Here is a 19,605-nt window from a genome sequence, read left to right as displayed (position 1 = left end):
TTTACAAGGGGACACTGCTGAAGAGACAGTGCAGCATTATAGGTGATAGGCTATCTGGCATTTCTTCTTTCCCCGACAAGCCACTTAAATCGATTGTGATCGATGTAATCACTGTGTGTTGATTTAAAACCGTTATCCTGCCACATCTGGAATAAGTAAATAATTAAAGCTACGCTAATCATGAGCGCATAGGTAGGTAGAGGAGCTAGTGTAGTTTGCGAGGAAGCCAAGCCTAGCTTCTGTTGGACAGGATACCATAGGAACATGTAACCCCCATCTAGAAGGAGATTGACGAGTATGTATAACCAAAAGCGCTTGTATGTGTATCTAAAAATCCAAAGCGTTGCAATGAAATAAGCGCTATATATCCACGGTACAGGGATCACATTATCCCAACCAAATAAACCGGGCTCCCTCCACCATTTATAGTAATAGGCTGCTTGATACAATAACGTATTTATGACCGTGACAAACAAGCCGACGGACATGAACCTTCGTAAATTTTCACTTCCAATGAAGAACAACGATAACCAAGGCAGTATTAAGAGAGACCATTGGATAATTTCTTTCATGAGAATCCTCCTTTTTAATTATACTTCTTAGTATTTACCTGAAGAGTAAAGTTATACAAGCTACGATACAGCCATGCCTATTATCGGAACAATCGACCTCGAACGATGCATTTCCAGAGCCGGAATGTGGCGGGTTTAGCTTGACTACGGAAATTTATTTCATGAAGTCTTTTTGGGCAATGTCGTGTAGGGGTAGGAAGAAACAGGCTACTATATAAGTGGTCCTATTGGCAGCAGGGTTTATTTCCTACTTCTATCTAGGGGGTTTGGGATGGAGTATAATGAACTAGGGCTTTCTTGACTTAGATGGTGTGCAAGTGGAACAGATACCTCCAGCAATAGAGGGTAAGCACTTAATAGAATTCTTGGCTATGGAGAAAAAGGCGGTGGGTTTGTGATGGATGCGGTAGCAGTCGGCGAGCTTTTAATTGATTTTGTGCCAAATGGCATATCGGATAACGGTAATGTGCTATTCGAACGAAACCCAGGCGGAGCACCTGCGAATGTGCTTGCTATGCTGGCAAAGCTAGGTTTGCATACAGCTTTTATCGGTAAGATAGGTAACGACCCGTTTGGTCGTTTTCTGGAGGAAACTTTGCAGCTAAGTAAGATTAATACAAGTGGCTTGGTTTTTGATAATGATGTGAATACTACCCTCGCATTTGTACACTTACAAGAAAATGGGGAACGTTCATTTAGCTTTTATCGCAAACCAGGAGCAGATCTGATGCTGACTGTTGAGGAGATTAATGTTCAGCTTATCGAGAGTGCAAGACTGTTTCATTTTGGCTCGGTTTCTATGACAGGTGAGCCTGCTAGATCAGCAACTCTATATGCGGCTAAGCATGCCAAGCAGCAAGGGAAGCTGGTTTCCTACGATCCCAATTTAAGAGAATCATTATGGAGTTCGTTAGAAGAAGCTAAAGAAATTATGCTGCAAGGCTTAGTCTATACAGATATTCTCAAAGTTTCGCAAGAGGAATTGCAATTTCTGACAGGGGAAGCCGATCTGGGAATAGCTTCTGGATGGATCGCTGAAACCTATGGAATAGAGCTGATATTTGTGACCCAAGGAAGCGAGGGTTGCTACTACCGTTTTCATCAACAAGTGGGACATGTGCCTGCATTTCAGGTTAATGCGGTGGATACAACTGGGGCTGGTGACGCTTTTTTTGGATCGATTTTATACAGAATATTAGCAGCCTCAACTGAAACTTCCCTATGGACTGTTGCTGAAATTGAAGCTGCGATCCGCTTTTCCAATGCGGCAGGTGCCCTAACAACCTTGAAAAAAGGTGCGATACCGGCACTTCCTATACTGGAGAACATTGTGGAAAAGCTTAGCGAAGTGGTTTTGTAGTCACGAGGAATAAATTAATACGTATGAAAGCTGCCGGTACCTCCATTGGGGTTGCCGGTTTTTTTATGCTATCATTAAAGAGGTAAATGTTTACATTTAATTCGATTTACGGACACTTTATTAAACCAAAAAACTGGAAGAAGTATGGTAAAATAGTGAGATAGTTTTCATCCGAGACTCTGGATTCAGCGTCGGAGAATTAAATACTTTTATGCACAGGGTGGGAAATATGACAAAATATAAAGTATTGATCGTGGATGATTCAAATGTACTTAGAAAAATGATTAAAGATATTTTTCAATTTATTATTTGATAATGCGAAGGATCGAATATATGTTGAAGATTTCTTATTAAGATGCAAGCTAGTATTGCGGAATAAAATGAACCTGAGCTTTGAGAGAACCATACAATCCAATGAACAAACGAATCGTTTGATTATGGAATCCTTCTCGCAATTTCTGAAAATGGAAGAGGACTTGGCGATTGTGTTTGAAGAGCTGCAGAAAACGATTCGCCAGCATAATAGCATGATCTTAAAATACAAAAAAGTCGATGATCAGTTTATTTACACTTTTTGTGAAGGGATACTGCTGCAAAGATACTGGATTGAAACTACGGATATTCCGGGTAAGAGTCTAGATGAATTATTTCCTGAAGAGCTAGCTAACTATATGCTTCCTTATTATGAACACGCTTGGAAACTTCCTGGACTAATTAGCTTTGAGATGAAATGGCGCGGTATTCAGCTGTTAACACTTCTAAGGCCTATTTTTCGTGACGGGCAGATTACAGGGGTCATTTCGGTAAGCTTTGATAACACTTTACAAGTGAATATGAAAGAAAAAATGAGCTACTTGACTGATTATGATCACCTCACAAGACTGCCAAATCGTACTTTTCTTAATAAACGCCTACAGGAATTTATAGAGCAAAAAAGTCCAGCTCAGTTTGCCGTTTTTGCAATGAATATCGATCATTTTAGACAAATTAATGATACCTTAGGTCATGATATTGGCGATCGCTTACTTCAGGTAGTGGCCAGAAGGCTCAAAACCTGCGTTAAGGATGAACAATATTTTGTATCGCGGATTGGCGGTAACGAATTTATTTGTTTAATCCCCAAAATCAACGACATGGAAATGAATTCCTCAGTCGAACAAATCATTAATTCCATTAAGCAGCCTATCCGCATGTCGGGGCAGGACCTTTTTATTAAAGTAAGCGTTGGGATAAGTGAATATCCAGAAAGCGGCAATGATTCGGAGAAGCTCTTTAAATATGCGGATACAGCTATGTTTGCAGCAAAGGTAAATGGCAGGAATCAATTTAAGTATTGGGATGCCCAATTAAATGATCAGTTTCATAGACGAATACTGATTGAGAAGCATCTTAAAAAAGCGATTGAGAACAACGAGTTTACACTGTATTACCAGCCGCAAATTAATCAATTAACCTCGAAAATTATCGGCTTAGAAAGCTTGATTCGTTGGGAGAATCCTGAGCTTGGTTTTGTGATGCCAGGTGAGTTTATCCCAATCGCAGAGGAATCAGACTTAATTATCGATATCGGGAATTGGGTGTTAAGAGAGGCTTGCCACTTCAACAAGCAGCTCCAATTAGATGGGGTACCGCCTCTAAGAATAGCGGTAAACCTCTCGACTAAACAATTCCTTGATCCAGCTTTGAAGGATAATATTAAAATGATTCTGGAAGAGTCGCAGCTGGATCCACAATATTTGGAGCTTGAAATTACGGAGAGTATGACAATCGAGGTTGAGATTTCGATTCGAACCTTAAGAAGCCTAAAAAAGCTTGGGCTTTCCATCGCCATGGATGATTTTGGGACGGGATATAGTTCTTTAAGTAATCTCAAGGAGTTTCCGATAGATATCTTGAAAATTGATCAATCTTTTGTTAATGGCATGACGTCTAGCCTAGTAAATTCCTCGATTGTTAAGACCATTATTGCGATGTCGAAAAGCCTGGATTTGGATGTTATTGCCGAAGGTGTCGAAGATAAAGAGACATTGAAGATGCTAAATGAATATGGCTGCAGCATTGTGCAAGGATATTATTTCAGTAGACCTATTGCAGCCAACAAGGTAAGAGAGGCCTATTACGAAATTATGTCCAAGCATTTCAGTGAGGGGTTACAAGGATGAAAATTGGAATTGATGCGGGCGGCACTTTAATCAAAGTCGCATATACGAATGGGGATTTACCTGAATTCATTAAGTTTCCAATTTCCCGGCTGCAATATGTAGCCTCTTGGATTAGTGAGTTTAGTAACGCTAAGATTTGTATTACCGGCGGTAAAGCTGCTTTATTAAAAACTTATATGAATCAAAAAGCTGTAGATATTGTTGAATTCGAGGCAACTTCATCTGGGGTAAGTTATCTGCTTGCAAGGAACGATATTCCAGTGAAAGCATTTATTCTAACTAATGTTGGCACCGGCACTTCCATTCACTATATCAATAAAGGTGAGCATCAGCGGGTTGGTGGAACTGGGGTTGGAGGCGGAACTATTATGGGGCTGTCTAAGCTGCTTACGGGAATTACAGATTATGAAACTATTGTGACAACAGCATCTAAGGGCGCGCGCGATCGTATCGATTTAAAAGTAAGTCATATTTATGAAGGATCGGAACCTCCAATTCCAGGAGATTTAACAGCTAGTAACTTTGGGAATATTGCCATATTGGCATCTGAAGGTCAATTGACCAAGGAAGAGCTCCTGGCTTCTGTTGTTGGTCTAGTGGGTGAAACGGTGGCAACTGTCAGTGTTCTTGCTGCTGGTCAAAGTGGACTAACCTCCATTGTTTTTGTGGGTTCCTCTTTCATTGGGAATGATCTTCTTAAGGAAGTCGTGCAAAGATATACAGTGCTTAGAGGAGCGTTACCTATGTTTATTGAAAATGGAGAGTATAGTGGAGCAATTGGATGTTTATTGTATCTAGGTTAGAAATGAAATTGAGATGCATGGCTTTCCGTGGACAGGACCTAGATGTGCTATAATAAAGAACGGATGTTCTTAAGATAGGGGTCTTGATCGCCATGCTTGAACCAATCGCCATTGCAGTATCTGTAAGGAGCCTTGTTGAGTATGTATTTAGGAGTGGAAGCTTGGATTCTGGCTTTCGCACAATGAGTACGCTTGCAGAAGGTACGAAGGCTCATCAGAAGGTTCAGAAGCAATATGGAGAGCTGGATCAGAAAGAAGTAAGCTTAAAAGCGGAGATTTCTCATGGGGATCTCTTATTTGTCATTGATGGAAGATGCGATGGGCTGCTAATCGATGAGAACAGTGGAGTTACGATTGATGAGATCAAGTCTACTGCGAGGGATGTTGAGCGGATAACGGAGGACATGCATCCCGTTCACTGGGCGCAAGCCAAATTGTATGCCTATATGTATGCTATAGAAAATGGAAATCAGCGGATAAAAGTTCAATTAACCTATGTACAAGTGGATACGGAACACCAGAAGAAATTCGAGCAAGAATTAAGATTAGCTGAGCTCGTTATTTTTGTTGCGGAGCTTGTTGAGAGCTATGCGCCTTATGCCAGAATGGTGCAACACAATAAGCGTTTGCGGGATGAAAGCATCCGTGAATTGGCATTTCCCTTTCCTGCTTTTCGAGAAGGACAGAGGAAGCTTGCAGGCTCGGTTTTCAAAGCCATAGATGAGGGGCGAAAGCTATTCGCGAAAGCACCCACTGGGATTGGTAAAACTGTATCGACGCTGTATCCTGCTATTAAAGCGATCGGGGCTGGAAAAGCTCAGCATCTTTTCTATCTTACAGCGAGAACTATTACGAGAACTGCAGCGGAGGAAGCTTTAGCGCTTATGAAAGCCCAAGGACTGCAGATGAGCTCGGTAACCATAACCGCCAAGGATAAAATATGCTTTCAAGAGAACGTCGATTGCCGCAAGGAGGCATGTGTTTATGCCGATGGTTACTATGACCGCGTTAATGCTGCGATTCTGGATCTGATGTCCAACGAAACCTTAATTACTCGCCCCTTAATTGAACAATATGCTCGTAAACATACAGTTTGCCCTTTTGAATTTTCCCTGGATATGGCCTATTCAGCGGATGCTGTGATCTGTGATTATAATTATGTATTTGATCCGAGAATCTCCTTGAAACGTCTATTTGGGGAGCGTAAGCAGCAAACGGTTTTGTTGGTAGATGAAGCACATAATCTTGTCGATCGGGCTAGGGAAATGTTCTCTGCAGAGCTAGTGAAGAAGGACTTTTTAGAGCTGGAGCGGGAAATGAAGGGGGTTCATCCAGAAGTCCAACTAGCAGCTAAGGTGCTCAATAAATGGTTTATCCAATTCAGAAAAGAGTCTACCGAGCAATCCGTTGTCACTAAGGATAAACCTACAGCACTTATTGAGCTTGTTGATGCTTTCATTGTCCAAGCAGAAAAAGTGCTTGCTGGAGGCGGAACTAACGAGGGCAGCCCCAGACTACTGGAAGTGTATTTCTCTGCGCTAGGCTTCCAAAGAATTGGTAAGCTATATGATGGGAATTACATTAACTATGCGGAAATTGCGCGTAATGAGGTTCAGCTTAAGCTATTCTGCTTGAATCCTTCTGACTTACTCCGACAGATTGGTAAAAGCTACAGAGCACATGTTTATTTCTCGGCAACACTTTCACCTCTAGGTTATTACATGGACATATTAGGTGCGGAACAAGAGGATTATTCGATTACATTGCCAACCCCATTCGCCAAAGAACAGTGGGAGGTTTCCATTGTACCAATCTCTACGAAGTATATAGATCGAGAGCATACAAAAGCTCCGTTAGTTAATTTGCTTCAGGCACATGTGATGGAGAAGCTGGCTAATTATCTGATCTTCTTCCCGTCTTATGAATATATGAATAGTGTTTATGAAGCTTTTATGATTGATCTAGATCATGATCGAGTTCACACTTTACTGCAAAGATCAGAGATGCCAGAAGAGGAGAGGGAGAGCTTTCTCGCGGCTTTCAGTCAGAGCAATGATCATGCTTTGGTTGGGTTTGCGGTCTTAGGCGGTATTTTCTCGGAGAGCATTGATTTGGTTGGAGATCGGCTGCAGGGTGTTGTCGTTGTTGGTGTTGGCATGCCGCAGATTAGCTTGGAGCGTAATCTTATTAAAGCTTATTATGATAGGGAACAACGTAGTGGCTTTGATTATGCCTATGTGTACCCTGGGATCAATAAAGTGCTGCAAGCCGGAGGAAGACTCATCCGTTCGGAGCATGATCGGGGAACACTTTTGTTAGTTGATGATCGGTATAAGGAGTCACGATATCGCAAGCTGCTTCCCGCGGAATGGCTGGATTAAATGATGGTGTTCGTTAACTTCTCTGATATAATAATAGGGAATATTTAACTTTAATAGGTTGAATTATCACTGTAATCTACGAGGAACGATTCCAACATTAGGAGAGGTTTCAATGGATCATGCTAGGAAGACAGCAATCATAACAGGCGCCAGTCGAGGCATTGGCAGAGGGATAGCTTTTGCTTTAGCGGAGAAGGGTTACGATTTATTCATTACGCATTTGGATGAAGAGGAAGAAGCGAATGAAGTCTCAAGGCAGTTATTAGCTGATTATGGAACACAGTGCAAGGTCTTAAAGGTTGATTTATCACAAGTCGATGCGCCAGAATTGGTTATAAATACAGCGATTGAGGCTTTTGGAAGTGTACATGTGCTTGTGAATAATGCGGGAATAAGTCGCTTTAAAAGCATCACTATACATGAGGCTGCCGCTATGGACTATATTTATCAATTAAATTTTCGCGCACCTATGCTTACTACTAAATTTATCGCAAACCATATGATTTCTAAAGGGATTCATGGCTCTATCGTAAACATAACTTCATCCCGAGCAGAAAGAGCCTATCCCTTAGATGCTGTTTATGGAGGCATGAAGGCAGGTCTTCTACGAGCAACTCAATCTAATGCAATTGAATTGGCTCCTTATGGAATCAGGGTAAATTCAATCGGACCTGGGGCTATACAGGTTAGAGCTGAGTATCAGGAGTCCTATGATATACTGGGTCCACAAATTCCACTTGGTCGTGTTGGAAAGCCAAGTGATATTGGACAAACGACAGCATGGCTTGTATCAGATGAAGCTTCCTATATCACCGGGATTAATCTTAGAGTAGATGGTGGGTTGATTCTGCCTGGAATGCCTGAAAATATTGGTAAAGGTTTATAAAATAGCTTCAAAAAATACGCAAGAGGAGATGAGTAACCATGTTGAACGTAACCATTCGTGATGTGAAAACGATATTAACGGCTCCAGGTGGGATTAATCTTGTTGTAGTAAAAATTGAAACTTCAGAGCCAGGTCTTTACGGACTCGGTTGTGCGACATTCACACAACGACATCTTGCTGTTAAGTCTGCCATTGATGATTATATTAAACCTTTCTTAATTGGTAAGGATCCAGCTCGAATAGAAGATTTATGGCAGAGTGCGATGGTGAGTGGATACTGGAGAAATGGACCTATTATGAACAATGCCATTTCAGGTATGGAAATGGCACTTTGGGATATTAAGGGTAAAATGGCTGGAATGCCGGTTTATCAGCTGTTAGGCGGGAAATGTCGAGAAGGCGTTTCTGTATACCGTCATGCGGATGGTCGAGATGTGCAGGAGGTTGAAGATAACGTTCGCAAGTTTATGGATGAGGGCTATCGGTATATCCGTTGTCAAATGGGTCTATATGGTGGAAGACATGAGATCATGCATAAACCAGAAGGTGCCCTTCCTGGCGCATATTTCGATCCTGCTGCATATGCACGAAGTATTCCCAAGTTATTTAACCATCTTCGTTCTACATTAGGTTCAGAGATTGAGTTGATCCATGATGTTCATGAACGGCTTCAGCCTATTGAAGCTTTGCGCCTTGCGAAAGCATTAGAGCCTTATGATATGTTTTTCTTAGAGGATGCGCTTGCTCCCGAGCATATAGACTGGTTCAGAGTTATTCGCAACCAAACCAGTGTGCCTTTGGCAATGGGAGAGCTATTCGTCCACCCGCAAGAATGGCTGCCTTTAATTTCGGAGCGATTAATTGATTTTATACGTGTCCATATTAGTGCAATTGGAGGCATAACTCCAGCGAAGAAGCTGGCTGTCCTCTGTGAAGCTTTTGGAGTGCGAACCGCTTGGCATGGACCTGGTGATGTATCTCCTGTAGGACATGCGGCTAATTTACATCTTGATATAAGCAGCATTAATCTGGGTGTTCAGGAATGGTATGCATTTACTGATGCTGAGCGAGAGGTATTTCCTGGTTGTCCGGAGGTTAGACAAGGCTATGCCTACATCTTGGATAAACCTGGCTTAGGAATTGAGATTGATGAAGTGAAGGCAGCCCAATACCCTCCTCGTACGAATCTCCCGACTTGGACGTTGGCTAGAAAACCAGATGGAACAGCTTCAAGACCCTGAATTAGTAAAGAGCTAAGCCATCCATCCAAGGGTGGCTTTATATCTATATTCACCCATGGTATAGTTGGGTAGGTGCTCACTCATAAATAAAAGTGACATTAGAACTTAATTATAGTACATATTGTGAGGGATAAATAAATGGAATTACGTGAAAGAATAATTGAAGCAGCCAAACAAGTCATCCGAATCAATGGGCTTTCGAAAACGACAACTAAGGAAATTGCGAGAATTGCTGGTTGTTCTGAAGGCTCTATATATAACCACTTTGAAAGTAAAGAGGATCTTTTTCTCCAAGTAATGATGGGGCATTTGCCCGCGTTCCTGTCCGTATTAATGAAACTACCAAGCCGTAAAGGAAGCGGAACAGTGAAAGGAAATCTGGAAGACGTGGTGCGTGCTGCGCTTGACTTTTTTGATGTTTCCATTGCCATGACAGCATCAATGTTTACTGAACCTGATTTCTTAGAACGTCATCGCCAAGGCTTCCAACAACGTAACCAAGGTCCTCATCGTGCCAACGAGATCGTAGCGGTTTACTTGCTTGCAGAGCAGGGGCTTGGTCGAGTGAGCTCTGGAATAAACCCACGTTCAGCCGCTGATTTGCTGCTTGGAGCTTGCTTTCAGCATTCCTTTCACCTGCAATTCTTAGGTGAAGTTGAGCCTGTTGAAGTAAGGCAGGAGTTTATTGGAAATGTGCTGCAGACACTTATTCAAGGATTATTACCTGCCTAAACGGGCAGGTACATTGACAACATTATAATATCTTACTATAATAATGAGTGAGTGCACACTCAATATATACTGTAGAAATAATTGAAATAATCAATCAGCTACCTGAATTATGAGTGAGTGCGCACTCATGTATTTTTTGAAAGCAAATCTAACCAAGAGGTGAAGAAGATGAATTTAATTACAGGTTCAAAAAGCACTCGAAAGGCAATGATAGTCTTAAAGTGGATGGCATGGGTTTTTGCTGCTGGCATTATATTGCAGGTGTTTCTGGCTGGTCTTGCCTTGTTTGTAGATACTGACAACTGGGCGGCTCATGCCAGCTTTCCGCGATATTTTGCATTTCTGCCGATATTTATGATCCTATTGTCATTCATCATGCGGCTGCCGCTTACCTATCGTGTACAAAGCATTCGTTTATTCATTATGGTAGCAGCCACATTTGCCACTGCTATTCTATCTTCAAAAATTGGGTATTTGTCAGCTCTTCACCCAGTCATTGCCGTTGCACTATTTATGAGTGCGATGTCCCTTGCGAGAAATGCCAATCTGTTGCTTAAGCAAGAGAAGGTATAATTTAAAAAGGTAATTTTGGAATGAATGCTCTAATTGCTTGACACATTACTTATGCGATAGTAAAGTGGGAATTAATGAGGTGTGAATAATGAGTAAACGTGAGGATATTATGATTGCTACGCTCGATCTGATTGATGAAGAAGGCTTGCAATCGGTCACCTTTTCGAAGATTCTAAAGAAAGCTAATGTGGGTTCAGGTACAATATTTAACTATTTCAGCAGCAAGGAAGAATTGGTCAACGAGGTTTATAAAGAAGCGCGAGTACATATGGGACATTGCCTGCTGGCTGGGTACAATTCAGAGTTAAGCTTATATGAGCGGTTTAAATGTCTTCAGCTGAACAGACTACAGTTTGGAATTGCCTTCCCCAAGGAATTTTTGTTTATTGATAGCTATTCGTATTCTCCCTACATTTCACCTGAAATTCGCAATTTGGACGATGCTGGTTCAACTCTAGAAGTTTTAAATGTCATTATCGAAGGGCAGAAGCATGGGATAATCAAAGAAATGGACTCCCACTTGTGCCATCAGCTTATTCACGGTATTATTTCCTCTATTCTCAAAGGTTATTTCGTCCGAAAATACCCATTATCTGATCTTCAGGTGCAACAAACATTAGAGGCATCTTGGAAAGCGATTCTGGTATAGTCCATAAATATCATAGCCCTTGAGATCAGCTTCATTCGATCTCAAGGGCTATTACATTAGCTGTTAATTAATTTCATCGTAAAGTTCAGCGATGCTGCTATCCAATGCTTTGGCTTCATAATCTGTGGAGCGGCTGAGCTTCTCCCAACGTTCTGTTTCAGCAAGTTTTGCTTGATCAACTGCAAGAGCAATCGTTACTGCATCACTGCCTAGCAATAGTCTTAACGGGGGATTCTCCTCGTTCACTACAGCGTTGATTGCAAGTGCTGCTTTGGCTGGATCGCCATTTTCCTTGCCAGTCGTATCACGGATATGCTTCAGTAATTGGCCTACCGTAGCTTTATATTCCTCGCGTGGCTCGACATGGCTCATTGATGATCCCGCCCAGTCCGTACGAAATCCTCCTGGTTCAATTATTGTTACCTTCAAGCCTAACGGTTTCACTTCTTTTGCTAGAACTTCAGAGAATCCCTCAACAGCCCATTTAGCTGTCTGGTATGCGGCCAATCCTGGTGCACCTGTACGCCCGCCAATGGATGAAAACTGCAAGATATGCCCGAAGCCTTGCTCCCGCATAATAGGTATAGCTGCTTTAGTGACATTAATGACGCCCCATAGGTTGGTCTCTATCTGAGCCCGGAAGTCTTCGAAGTGCGTTTCCTCAATGGATGAAATGTTACCATATCCAGCATTGTTAACTAGAATATCAAGCCGTCCGAATGATTCAACGGCAGAGTTAATGGCGGAGATTGCTTGCTCAGGGTCGGTTACATCAAGTTTAACAGCGCGAACTTGATCGCCATATTGTTGAACTAAATCGGCAAGCTGTTCGGGCATGCGTGCGGTGGCAATTAGTTGATCCCCATTTGCCAAAACGGCTTCTGCGAGACTGCGACCGAAGCCGCGTGAACTGCCAGTGATAAGCCATACTTTTGCCATTCTAATTCATCTTCCTTTCGTTTTTGGATCTTTGGAATGTTTGTTCCAACCTAAATATATAGCATCCCACATCCAGTGTCAACTGGTATTTGGAATATATGTTCCAACGCGATTAGCAAAAAAGCACGGCTCAAGGCCCTGCTTTTTGCTGAATTATAAGCGTACTAGGCAATTTACTGTTCCTGAATGTTTAATGGTAGAGGTTCTAAAGCCTGATCTTGTATGGCGGGTTCTGTTAAATTGTGTAAAGGTTTAGTTGACCCATTTGAGGAAATCTTCAACTCATTTTCAAGCAATCGAATTTTCTTTTGCAGCTGATATTGGCGAACGATCCCGAATATACCCACAATAATCCCACCTAATAGAGTTGATCCTACGATGACAAGTATCAAAGGAATATTAGTCGTGCTGAACAAAAAATTAACTTGTACGGAATCTACATTGATGACAGCAAAAACCGCGGTAACAAGGGCAAATACCAGAGCTAAGATTAGCAACCATTGTGTTTTCATAATTCCAACTCCCTTCTATAATCATGCATCGGCCAACTAGCTTCTATTTAACTTACATACCGCATTAAAGTATAATTGAAACATTATCATATCCAGTATATGTAAAGTGCATGCTTTCAATACTTACTAAAGAATTAGAGGGGAGAAGTAACTGTGGCTAACGGAAAAACACCTATTTTTAGAGCAGCAAAAGGGTATCGAATAGCAAGTCGTGGAAATAAACAATGGATTTTGGTCCGAGGAGAAGACATTCTTAGAATATTCGAGGGCCGATCGCTTGAAAATGATCAAAGGAAATCTAAAATCACACACTTATTTATGGGATCAGATGCTGGAGATTAATTTCCCGGCTACTTTAACCCGTTTTACAATACCGATGTATTATTGCGCTGGAAGATATGATTACAATACACCATCTGAATTAGTGGCAAAATATTATGAAGTCATAGAAGCACCGAGGAAGCAGTTATTCTGGTTTGAGGAATCGGCTCATGGAATAAATTTTGAGGAACCAATGAAGTTCTTAACTATATGTTTAGCGATTCAGGCTGAATGTGAAATGGCAGGGCGTGACGATAGCCAAAAGCTGAATAGTCATAGCGAACGAATTAAGGAATATTAGGAATTCCTGATTTTAAACGGTCAAACTCATAAATAGCTTCCAAGGTAAAGGGGCTATTGGCATCCGGTCTCTTGAATACTCCCATATAGCCGACCTCGCGAAAAATAACATATTGCCTGTCATTTAATTGATTAGGCCGATTGGCTGACCAATAGAAATGCAATTCATAGGGAGCTTTGGACCATAACCAGTCTATATCCGGTATAGAAATGTTTCTATGAGCTAGAGCCCAAATGCGAAATAAAATCTTAGGGTCCTCAATACTCGTTTGAGTGGTAGGGCTCTTTTCTTTGATCAATTCAGCTGCTTTTTTATTGAGAGCATTGATCTCTGAGTTGTCATTAAAATGGTAAATGGCATTCACGTTATTAAATTCGGCAGAATATTTAGCATCCAGTTGGTACTGTTTGACTTCATTTAACCCAAAATTCGGCATATAGAAGTTAGTAATCACGCAAATCAAACCAAAGATAAGCGCTTTAGCCAGATAGAATCTTCTTTTTTTATTCATATAGATCAGTCCGATGATAAAACCTGCAGGAATCAGCAGCCCAAATAAATTCACATAAAAATTGCATAGCATAAAAAGGAGAAAGATTTGAAGCCACTCATTAAAATCAAGGGTTTTCCACTGGTCCCAATAAGAGAATAATAAAAGCATAAAAAAGCTAACCCAAATAATCCATCCCATAAATCCTCCGTCAAAATTACCAATTTTAAACAAGTATAGCACAAGTATTGGGAATAGTCGGTTGATAGGGGCAATTATTAAGGCACTTCAATTATAAAAGGAATTGTATATAGCTGATCATGCTGTTGAAATTGTGCCCAAATTTTATATATCCCTTTTGTCGGGAAGTTCGTTTGAAACTTGGCGGTAGGACCTGAACCACTGTTATCCGTAGGGTGAAAATGCAAGAATTGTTTAGTGTCCGCACGAATCGCGACAACATGTCCAATTGCTCCTAGGTATGGCTGTAAATGGGTGATTGGTTTTTTAGTTTTGGCGTCATTAATTGTAAAGGTCATCGCTAAATCCATGCCAGCCATTAAATGATCGAAGCTTAAACTAACTTCAATGTCATCGACAATTCGGAATAATTGCTTATCTGGCACAAGTACTATAGGCCTTGCTGAAGTATCAGCAACGGTTACCCAATGGGCTTGGACGATTTCAGGTATTCCTGTAGGCATGTAATCTGCATAAAGCTTATATTCGCCGTCAGCTGGAAATTGGGTAGTAATCTCAAACAAACCAGCACCTTTGTATTCGGGATGAATGTGGTTGAAATAAGCTAAATCCTTGCTGACTACGATAAGGTGCAGCAGTTTTTCATGAAGCCGATCGAAGGAGACGATCGGCTGGCTGCGTTTATTTTGAATAAGAATTTTAATCGTGGCATCTTGGTTCGCTAGAAGGCTTTTGGATGAAGCTTGAACAGAAAAATGGGCTATAGCATTATCGGTATCGTGGTTGTGTGCTGTGTTCATCGGCATACTCATCATCATGGTGGAATCACTCTTCATCGGCTGCATCGCAGAGTTAGAGCTGCAAGCCGTTAATAATGTAGTACATAGCACAAGTATGATACATAGGAACGCTCTGCTCATCGCTCGGCCTCAAGCGGAGGAACGACGAGAATGCTCATCCCTAAGGAGCATAAACCACAGAGGAAAATGGTTCCCCCCCATAACTCAGGAGGCCAGTCCATCGCATAATAGATACGTTCATTGATAAAATACAAGCTCCAAACGATGATAGGATTAAAGAATGCGAATAGCCGGATTAAGAGCAGGCTTGAGTTGGTTTTATGAATGCCTCGCAGCATGAAATCTCCATGAATTCCGGCAATAATCGCTATTAGTATGGAAGCAGTAGAACGACCTGAGAAGCCGAATGGGACAGCCATGAGGATTGTCGCGAATACGAATAAAAAAGTAACGGAGCCCAAAGGAAGCTTCCAACGTTTCAATAAGAGGAATACGGGTACAACGAGCAGCTGAGTAGTAATGAGGAAATCAACGAAGGCGCGCTCCTGCGCATCCTGCTCTTCGAGCATGAATATATTCAAATTGAATCCCCAAGCATACATTAGGAAGAATGAAATGATCGCCATGACCAACGCAATGGAGAGCAAGGTGGGTAAAAACTCAATGAATTTGGGAGATGGGTTCTTTTTGGTCATCCAAGCCGTTCGAAAAGGACTGGAAATAATCAGCAGAGCACCTGAGAATAGCATTAAGTGGGTTGGGCTTAATAATGCTTCGATTCCAATTTCAATCCCAAACACAATATGCCAAATCATATCGCAAATGCCGCCAACTAAGAAAATAAAAACCCCAATAACTCCTAGCCCATAACCTAGTGGTATGGCCTGAACCCAGCTGCTGGATGGCAGCTTTATTTTATTGCGATAAGTTATCCAGAATATCCAAACAGCAGAAGCGAGAAATCCAGAGTAAAGCACGGCATGCCACGGGGTGAAGAAGGTTTCGACATTCCCGTGATTGTGTGCAAACCCATCGATGAATATCCCGATAATAAGCCAGCTTCCCATAAACATAGTGATTAAATGATTCTTCCAGCTCAATGCCTTCACATCCCTGCTCATTTTAGATTATTGGCCACTAACAGCAAATCTTCCTTAGTTACATTTAAAGAGGGAGAGGAGACGGTAATTTGGATGGTTGTTCCATGCTGCTGCTCCGTCCATTGAATATCTTGCGTAGTGCCGGTTTCACTTAAATAATTATGTTTATTGACGAAGTAATAGCCTTCTATGTCGGCAACCTGAACCTTATCTGCAGAATTGAGCTTACGTTCTACTTTAACGGATAAAGGGAGAATTAAATACATAATATCGATTTGATCCTGGTTGCTGTTGCTGTAAGTTAAAGATGGCATATCCATATTAGTTATATTCTTATCATTATCTTCTGATTCTGCTTTTTGCCAGGCCATGTTTGATTTTGCAGCTACGGCTTTGTTCTTAAGCATTGTGTAATATTTATTAGAATTGGCTGGGTTTATGTTGCCCATGGAATATTCCAAAGCTCCACTTTTAAATGTGTAGCCGTTAGGCAATCTCGTCGGAGTTTTAAACTCTACGAAATTCTCTTTGGTCAGCTCTTTCCACATCTTAAGATCTGTATATGGTTTTGGAGCATTAACACGAGCTAAACCGAGACCCTGATCCATGCCTTTGAGTTTGATTTTATCCAACTCGGCCAAATATATGAAGGCGGCTTCATCTGGAGATAGCTGATTCCGAACCTCGTTAATGGCATTATGGACTTCTTTGATTTGTAATTGTGTAAGCTCAAGTGGCTTCGAACTATTCCCTTGCTTGGATTGAAGTGAGTTAACCCCATAAGCAATCCCAGCTAATACAAACAAACAGAGAGCAATAATGACTATACGTTTAAACATGGATATCGGCCTCCCCGACCTCTATATAATAGTTGTACCTTTAAAAGCATGACAAAAAAAGGTGTGAAAGCAACCTAGTTTTCATTAACTTTTAATGGACTATACGATAAAGCGGGAGTTGTATTTAACAGGAAAGAGGAGGCAGGCAAGCTTAAGAATGGGAATGAAGGAGCGAATGTGTTGGATAAACTTAAATTGTAGAGGAATGGAAAGGAGGAATACGAATATAAAGCTGGGGATCGCAGGGAAAAAGGATTGGCTGGTTTTTCTTCAAGCTGGGTTATTTCAGTAGTGATTTTCTGATCTTCTAGTACGGATGTTTGGTTCATGTGGTCCACTAAATGCAAGGGGGTTTGAATTGGAATTAAACAGAACAAGATGAAGACGATAAATACGAATAATAAGCTTAGTATTTTTCTCATCTTAACGCCTCCTCTCTTAAATACTTGCCTAAGTTTACCACATCATGAAATGGTTGACTATGAAAATTCTTACAATCTTTTAGTCTAGTTTATGATCACATGTAGTTACCTAAAAGTAACTAGCTTTAATAATAGATATTATGTTATAAAATTTTCACTACTTTTAATTTGGTATTAACTATGCCTATAATAGTATGGGCGAACAAAGCTGAGAATCATAAATTAGGAGGATGAACCAAGATGAAATATCGTAAACTAGGGAATTCTGGATTAAAAGTAAGTGAAATTAGCTTAGGCAGCTGGCTGACATACGGTGGTTATGTTGAACGTGAGAATGCGGTCAATTCAATTCATAAAGCATATGAGTTAGGGATTAATTTTTTTGATACGGCAAATGTGTATGAGCGTGGTGAAGCGGAAAAGGTCGTTGGTGAGGTATTGAAAGGTTATCCGCGTGAGTCTTATGTATTAGCTACCAAGGTATTTGGTGCCATGGGTGATGGGCCGAATGATAAGGGGCTATCTCGCAAGCACATTACGGAGCAGCTTCATGCAAGCTTAAAGCGGCTTGGCACCGATTATGTAGATGTATATTATTGCCATCGTTATGATACGGAGACTCCATTAGAAGAAACCTTGCGAGCGCTGGATGATCTCGTGACTCAAGGTAAAGTGTTATATGTTGGCGTAAGTGAATGGACAGCAACGCAAATGGCGCAAGCATTAGCCGTAGCGGATAAATATCTGCTGGATCGAATCATTGTGAATCAACCGATTTATAACCTGTTCAATCGTTATATTGAAAAAGAGGTTATTCCATTAGGTGAGCAGCAGGGAATTGGCCAGGTTGTATTCTCACCTTTGGCGCAGGGTTTGTTAACGGGTAAATATAAATCGATTAATGATATTCCTCAAGATAGTAGAGCAGCAAAGCTGGATAATTTCCGGACTAACGGCCTCACTGAAGAGAAAATTGCCAAGGTACAGCAGCTTGAGATTGTTGCCAATGAGTTAGATGTTTCAATCGGACATTTAGCGCTTGCTTGGATTCTCCGTCAATCCAATGTTTCTAGCGCCTTGGTAGGTGCAAGCCGTCCGGATCAAGTGGCCGACAATGTGAAGGCTTTGGATATTACTTTATCTGCTGAGACTTTAGAACGTATTGAAGCGATAGTTAAATAAGTTATAAACGGAGAGTGTTGATCATAGAAAAGCGCCTTTATGGTAATACAGGAATGAATGTTAGTGTGTTAGGCTTTGGTGGTGCAGAAATTGGCTTTTCGGCTGCAACGGTTGAGAATGTAGACAAGCTATTAGGGAGTGCTTTGGATGCAGGATTAAACGTTATTGATACCGCCGAATGCTATAAAATCAGTGAAGAATTGATTGGTAAAACGGTATCACATCGCCGAGATGACTATTATTTATTCACCAAGTGTGGTCATGCATCAGGCTTTGAGCATGCAGATTGGGATCCGGAGCTGCTGGAGCTAAGCATAAACCGCAGCTTAGAGCGTTTGCAAACGGATTATGTAGATGTCATTCATTTGCATAGCTGCTCGGAGGAAATATTGCGACGCGGAGAAGTTATTGAAGTATTGCAGCGTGCGAAGCAACAAGGGAAAACCCGGTTTATTGGTTATAGCGGGGATCATAAGGCTGCTTTATATGCCGTTCAGTCCGGGTTATTCGATTCTTTGGAGACCTCGATCAATATTGCAGATCAAGAGGCGATTGAACTAACAATTCCTGAAGCGCTTCGAAGAAATATGGGAGTAGTGGTTAAGCGCCCGATTGCAAATGCAGCTTGGAGATCCGGCCAAAAGCCAACAGATTCCTACCAGCATACTTACTGGGATCGCTTGCAGCAGTTGAAATATGAATTCTTAGAGGCAGAGCAGCTGAATGAGTCGGTGGGAACTGCGCTTCGTTTTACACTGTCCATCCCAGGCGTGCATACGGCCATAGTCGGTACAGCAAATCCAGACCGTTGGCTGGAAAATGCCAAGCTGGCTAATCAAGGCAAGCTGCCGCAAGCAGCTTTTGATGCTATTCGTAAGAAATGGTTAGAAGTAGCTAAAGCAGATTGGGTCGGACAAGGTTAAAAAAATTCTAATTTAAGCAAATAACTAAACAGTTTAATAGCGAAACAGCCAAATGACTAACAGTCTTTGGCTTTTTTTTTCATTCACTGAGCTGAAAACCAAATGTTAGAAAAATATTAGAAGTTCTAATATAGAACAATACACTTTGATTATAATAAGTATTTCCTATTGTAAAATAATAGCAATAACCCTATACTAATTTGAAATTGCTAAAAA

Annotated in this window: 20 protein-coding genes; 12 read left to right on the top strand and 8 right to left on the bottom strand. The window is 41.2% G+C overall.

The annotated features are described in order from the left end of the window. Nucleotides 1–50: 50 nt before the first annotated feature. On the bottom strand, nucleotides 51–572 hold the full coding sequence (locus tag EHS13_RS31705) for a hypothetical protein (RefSeq protein ID WP_193571459.1): 522 nt from the start codon (nucleotides 570–572) through the stop codon (nucleotides 51–53). 397 nt (nucleotides 573–969) lie between these two features. Here EHS13_RS31705 and EHS13_RS31700 point away from each other — a divergent pair, with 397 nt between their 5' ends. The 9 genes from EHS13_RS31700 to EHS13_RS31660 all read left to right on the top strand — a co-directional run bounded on the left by EHS13_RS31700 (nucleotide 970) and on the right by EHS13_RS31660 (nucleotide 11,359). Beyond that, the gene (locus EHS13_RS31700; protein WP_319633401.1) at nucleotides 970–1,932 is read left to right on the top strand and encodes a carbohydrate kinase family protein; all 963 of its coding nucleotides are present in this window, start codon (nucleotides 970–972) and stop codon (nucleotides 1,930–1,932) included. Between the two features lie 368 nt (nucleotides 1,933–2,300). Further along, the gene (locus EHS13_RS31695; RefSeq protein WP_162463346.1) at nucleotides 2,301–4,094 is read left to right on the top strand and encodes a putative bifunctional diguanylate cyclase/phosphodiesterase; all 1,794 of its coding nucleotides are present in this window, start codon (nucleotides 2,301–2,303) and stop codon (nucleotides 4,092–4,094) included. Next, nucleotides 4,091–4,897, top strand: coding sequence for a type II pantothenate kinase (gene coaW / locus EHS13_RS31690; RefSeq protein WP_155704201.1), 807 nt, complete (start codon nucleotides 4,091–4,093; stop codon nucleotides 4,895–4,897). The genes EHS13_RS31695 and coaW overlap by 4 nt, the downstream gene beginning before the upstream one ends. Before the next feature lie 92 nt (nucleotides 4,898–4,989). Then, nucleotides 4,990–7,278, top strand: coding sequence for an ATP-dependent DNA helicase (locus tag EHS13_RS31685; protein ID WP_155704200.1), 2,289 nt, complete (start codon nucleotides 4,990–4,992; stop codon nucleotides 7,276–7,278). Between the two features lie 112 nt (nucleotides 7,279–7,390). Further along, the gene (locus EHS13_RS31680; RefSeq protein WP_155704199.1) at nucleotides 7,391–8,164 is read left to right on the top strand and encodes an SDR family NAD(P)-dependent oxidoreductase; all 774 of its coding nucleotides are present in this window, start codon (nucleotides 7,391–7,393) and stop codon (nucleotides 8,162–8,164) included. 38 nt (nucleotides 8,165–8,202) lie between these two features. After that, a complete protein-coding gene (locus EHS13_RS31675) occupies nucleotides 8,203–9,405 on the top strand; it encodes an enolase C-terminal domain-like protein (protein ID WP_155704198.1) in 1,203 nt (400 codons plus the stop codon). 138 nt (nucleotides 9,406–9,543) lie between these two features. Further along, entirely contained in the window at nucleotides 9,544–10,137 is a 594-nt protein-coding gene (locus EHS13_RS31670) for a TetR/AcrR family transcriptional regulator (RefSeq protein WP_155704197.1), read from the top strand. A gap of 168 nt (nucleotides 10,138–10,305) precedes the next feature. Next, complete coding sequence (locus EHS13_RS31665) at nucleotides 10,306–10,710, top strand: DUF6220 domain-containing protein (protein ID WP_155704196.1); 405 nt, start codon at nucleotides 10,306–10,308, stop codon at nucleotides 10,708–10,710. An 88-nt stretch (nucleotides 10,711–10,798) separates the two neighbouring features. Then, nucleotides 10,799–11,359 (top strand): TetR/AcrR family transcriptional regulator, encoded by a 561-nt coding sequence (locus EHS13_RS31660; RefSeq protein WP_155704195.1) that lies wholly within the window; start codon nucleotides 10,799–10,801, stop codon nucleotides 11,357–11,359. A 63-nt stretch (nucleotides 11,360–11,422) separates the two neighbouring features. Here EHS13_RS31660 and EHS13_RS31655 read toward each other — a convergent pair whose 3' ends face one another. Then, nucleotides 11,423–12,298, bottom strand: coding sequence for an oxidoreductase (locus EHS13_RS31655; protein ID WP_155704194.1), 876 nt, complete (start codon nucleotides 12,296–12,298; stop codon nucleotides 11,423–11,425). Between the two features lie 173 nt (nucleotides 12,299–12,471). Next, a complete protein-coding gene (locus tag EHS13_RS31650) occupies nucleotides 12,472–12,810 on the bottom strand; it encodes a LapA family protein (RefSeq protein ID WP_155704193.1) in 339 nt (112 codons plus the stop codon). A gap of 277 nt (nucleotides 12,811–13,087) precedes the next feature. Between EHS13_RS31650 and EHS13_RS31645 the strand changes: the two genes are divergently transcribed. Then, entirely contained in the window at nucleotides 13,088–13,432 is a 345-nt protein-coding gene (locus EHS13_RS31645) for an alpha/beta fold hydrolase (RefSeq protein ID WP_155704192.1), read from the top strand. On the opposite strand, the gene EHS13_RS31640 is transcribed toward EHS13_RS31645, so the two are convergent. The 5 genes from EHS13_RS31640 to EHS13_RS31620 all read right to left on the bottom strand — a co-directional run bounded on the left by EHS13_RS31640 (nucleotide 13,419) and on the right by EHS13_RS31620 (nucleotide 17,284). Next, on the bottom strand, nucleotides 13,419–14,123 hold the full coding sequence (locus tag EHS13_RS31640; protein ID WP_155704191.1) for a hypothetical protein: 705 nt from the start codon (nucleotides 14,121–14,123) through the stop codon (nucleotides 13,419–13,421). The genes EHS13_RS31645 and EHS13_RS31640 overlap by 14 nt on opposite strands. 77 nt (nucleotides 14,124–14,200) lie before the next feature. Beyond that, nucleotides 14,201–15,043, bottom strand: coding sequence for a DUF8832 domain-containing protein (locus EHS13_RS31635; protein WP_155704190.1), 843 nt, complete (start codon nucleotides 15,041–15,043; stop codon nucleotides 14,201–14,203). Next, nucleotides 15,040–16,044 carry a hypothetical protein gene (locus EHS13_RS31630; RefSeq protein ID WP_155704189.1) on the bottom strand — a complete coding sequence of 335 codons (1,005 nt, stop codon included), beginning with the start codon at nucleotides 16,042–16,044 and terminating at the stop codon, nucleotides 15,040–15,042. Before EHS13_RS31630 ends, EHS13_RS31635 begins: the two co-directional genes overlap by 4 nt. Then, nucleotides 16,041–16,862, bottom strand: coding sequence for a hypothetical protein (locus tag EHS13_RS31625; protein WP_155704188.1), 822 nt, complete (start codon nucleotides 16,860–16,862; stop codon nucleotides 16,041–16,043). Before EHS13_RS31625 ends, EHS13_RS31630 begins: the two co-directional genes overlap by 4 nt. A 74-nt stretch (nucleotides 16,863–16,936) precedes the next feature. Beyond that, on the bottom strand, nucleotides 16,937–17,284 hold the full coding sequence (locus tag EHS13_RS31620; protein ID WP_155704187.1) for a hypothetical protein: 348 nt from the start codon (nucleotides 17,282–17,284) through the stop codon (nucleotides 16,937–16,939). 240 nt (nucleotides 17,285–17,524) lie between these two features. Here EHS13_RS31620 and EHS13_RS31615 point away from each other — a divergent pair, with 240 nt between their 5' ends. Further along, on the top strand, nucleotides 17,525–18,466 hold the full coding sequence (locus EHS13_RS31615) for an aldo/keto reductase family protein (protein WP_155704186.1): 942 nt from the start codon (nucleotides 17,525–17,527) through the stop codon (nucleotides 18,464–18,466). Between the two features lie 23 nt (nucleotides 18,467–18,489). Continuing rightward, nucleotides 18,490–19,389 (top strand): aldo/keto reductase, encoded by a 900-nt coding sequence (locus EHS13_RS31610; RefSeq protein WP_155705592.1) that lies wholly within the window; start codon nucleotides 18,490–18,492, stop codon nucleotides 19,387–19,389. Nucleotides 19,390–19,605 lie beyond the last annotated feature (216 nt).

The organism is Paenibacillus psychroresistens (genome assembly GCF_009728935.1).
In the GTDB taxonomy this organism is placed as follows: domain Bacteria; phylum Bacillota; class Bacilli; order Paenibacillales; family NBRC-103111; genus Paenibacillus_AC; species Paenibacillus_AC psychroresistens.
This window is presented reverse-complemented; position numbering and strand designations above follow the sequence as displayed.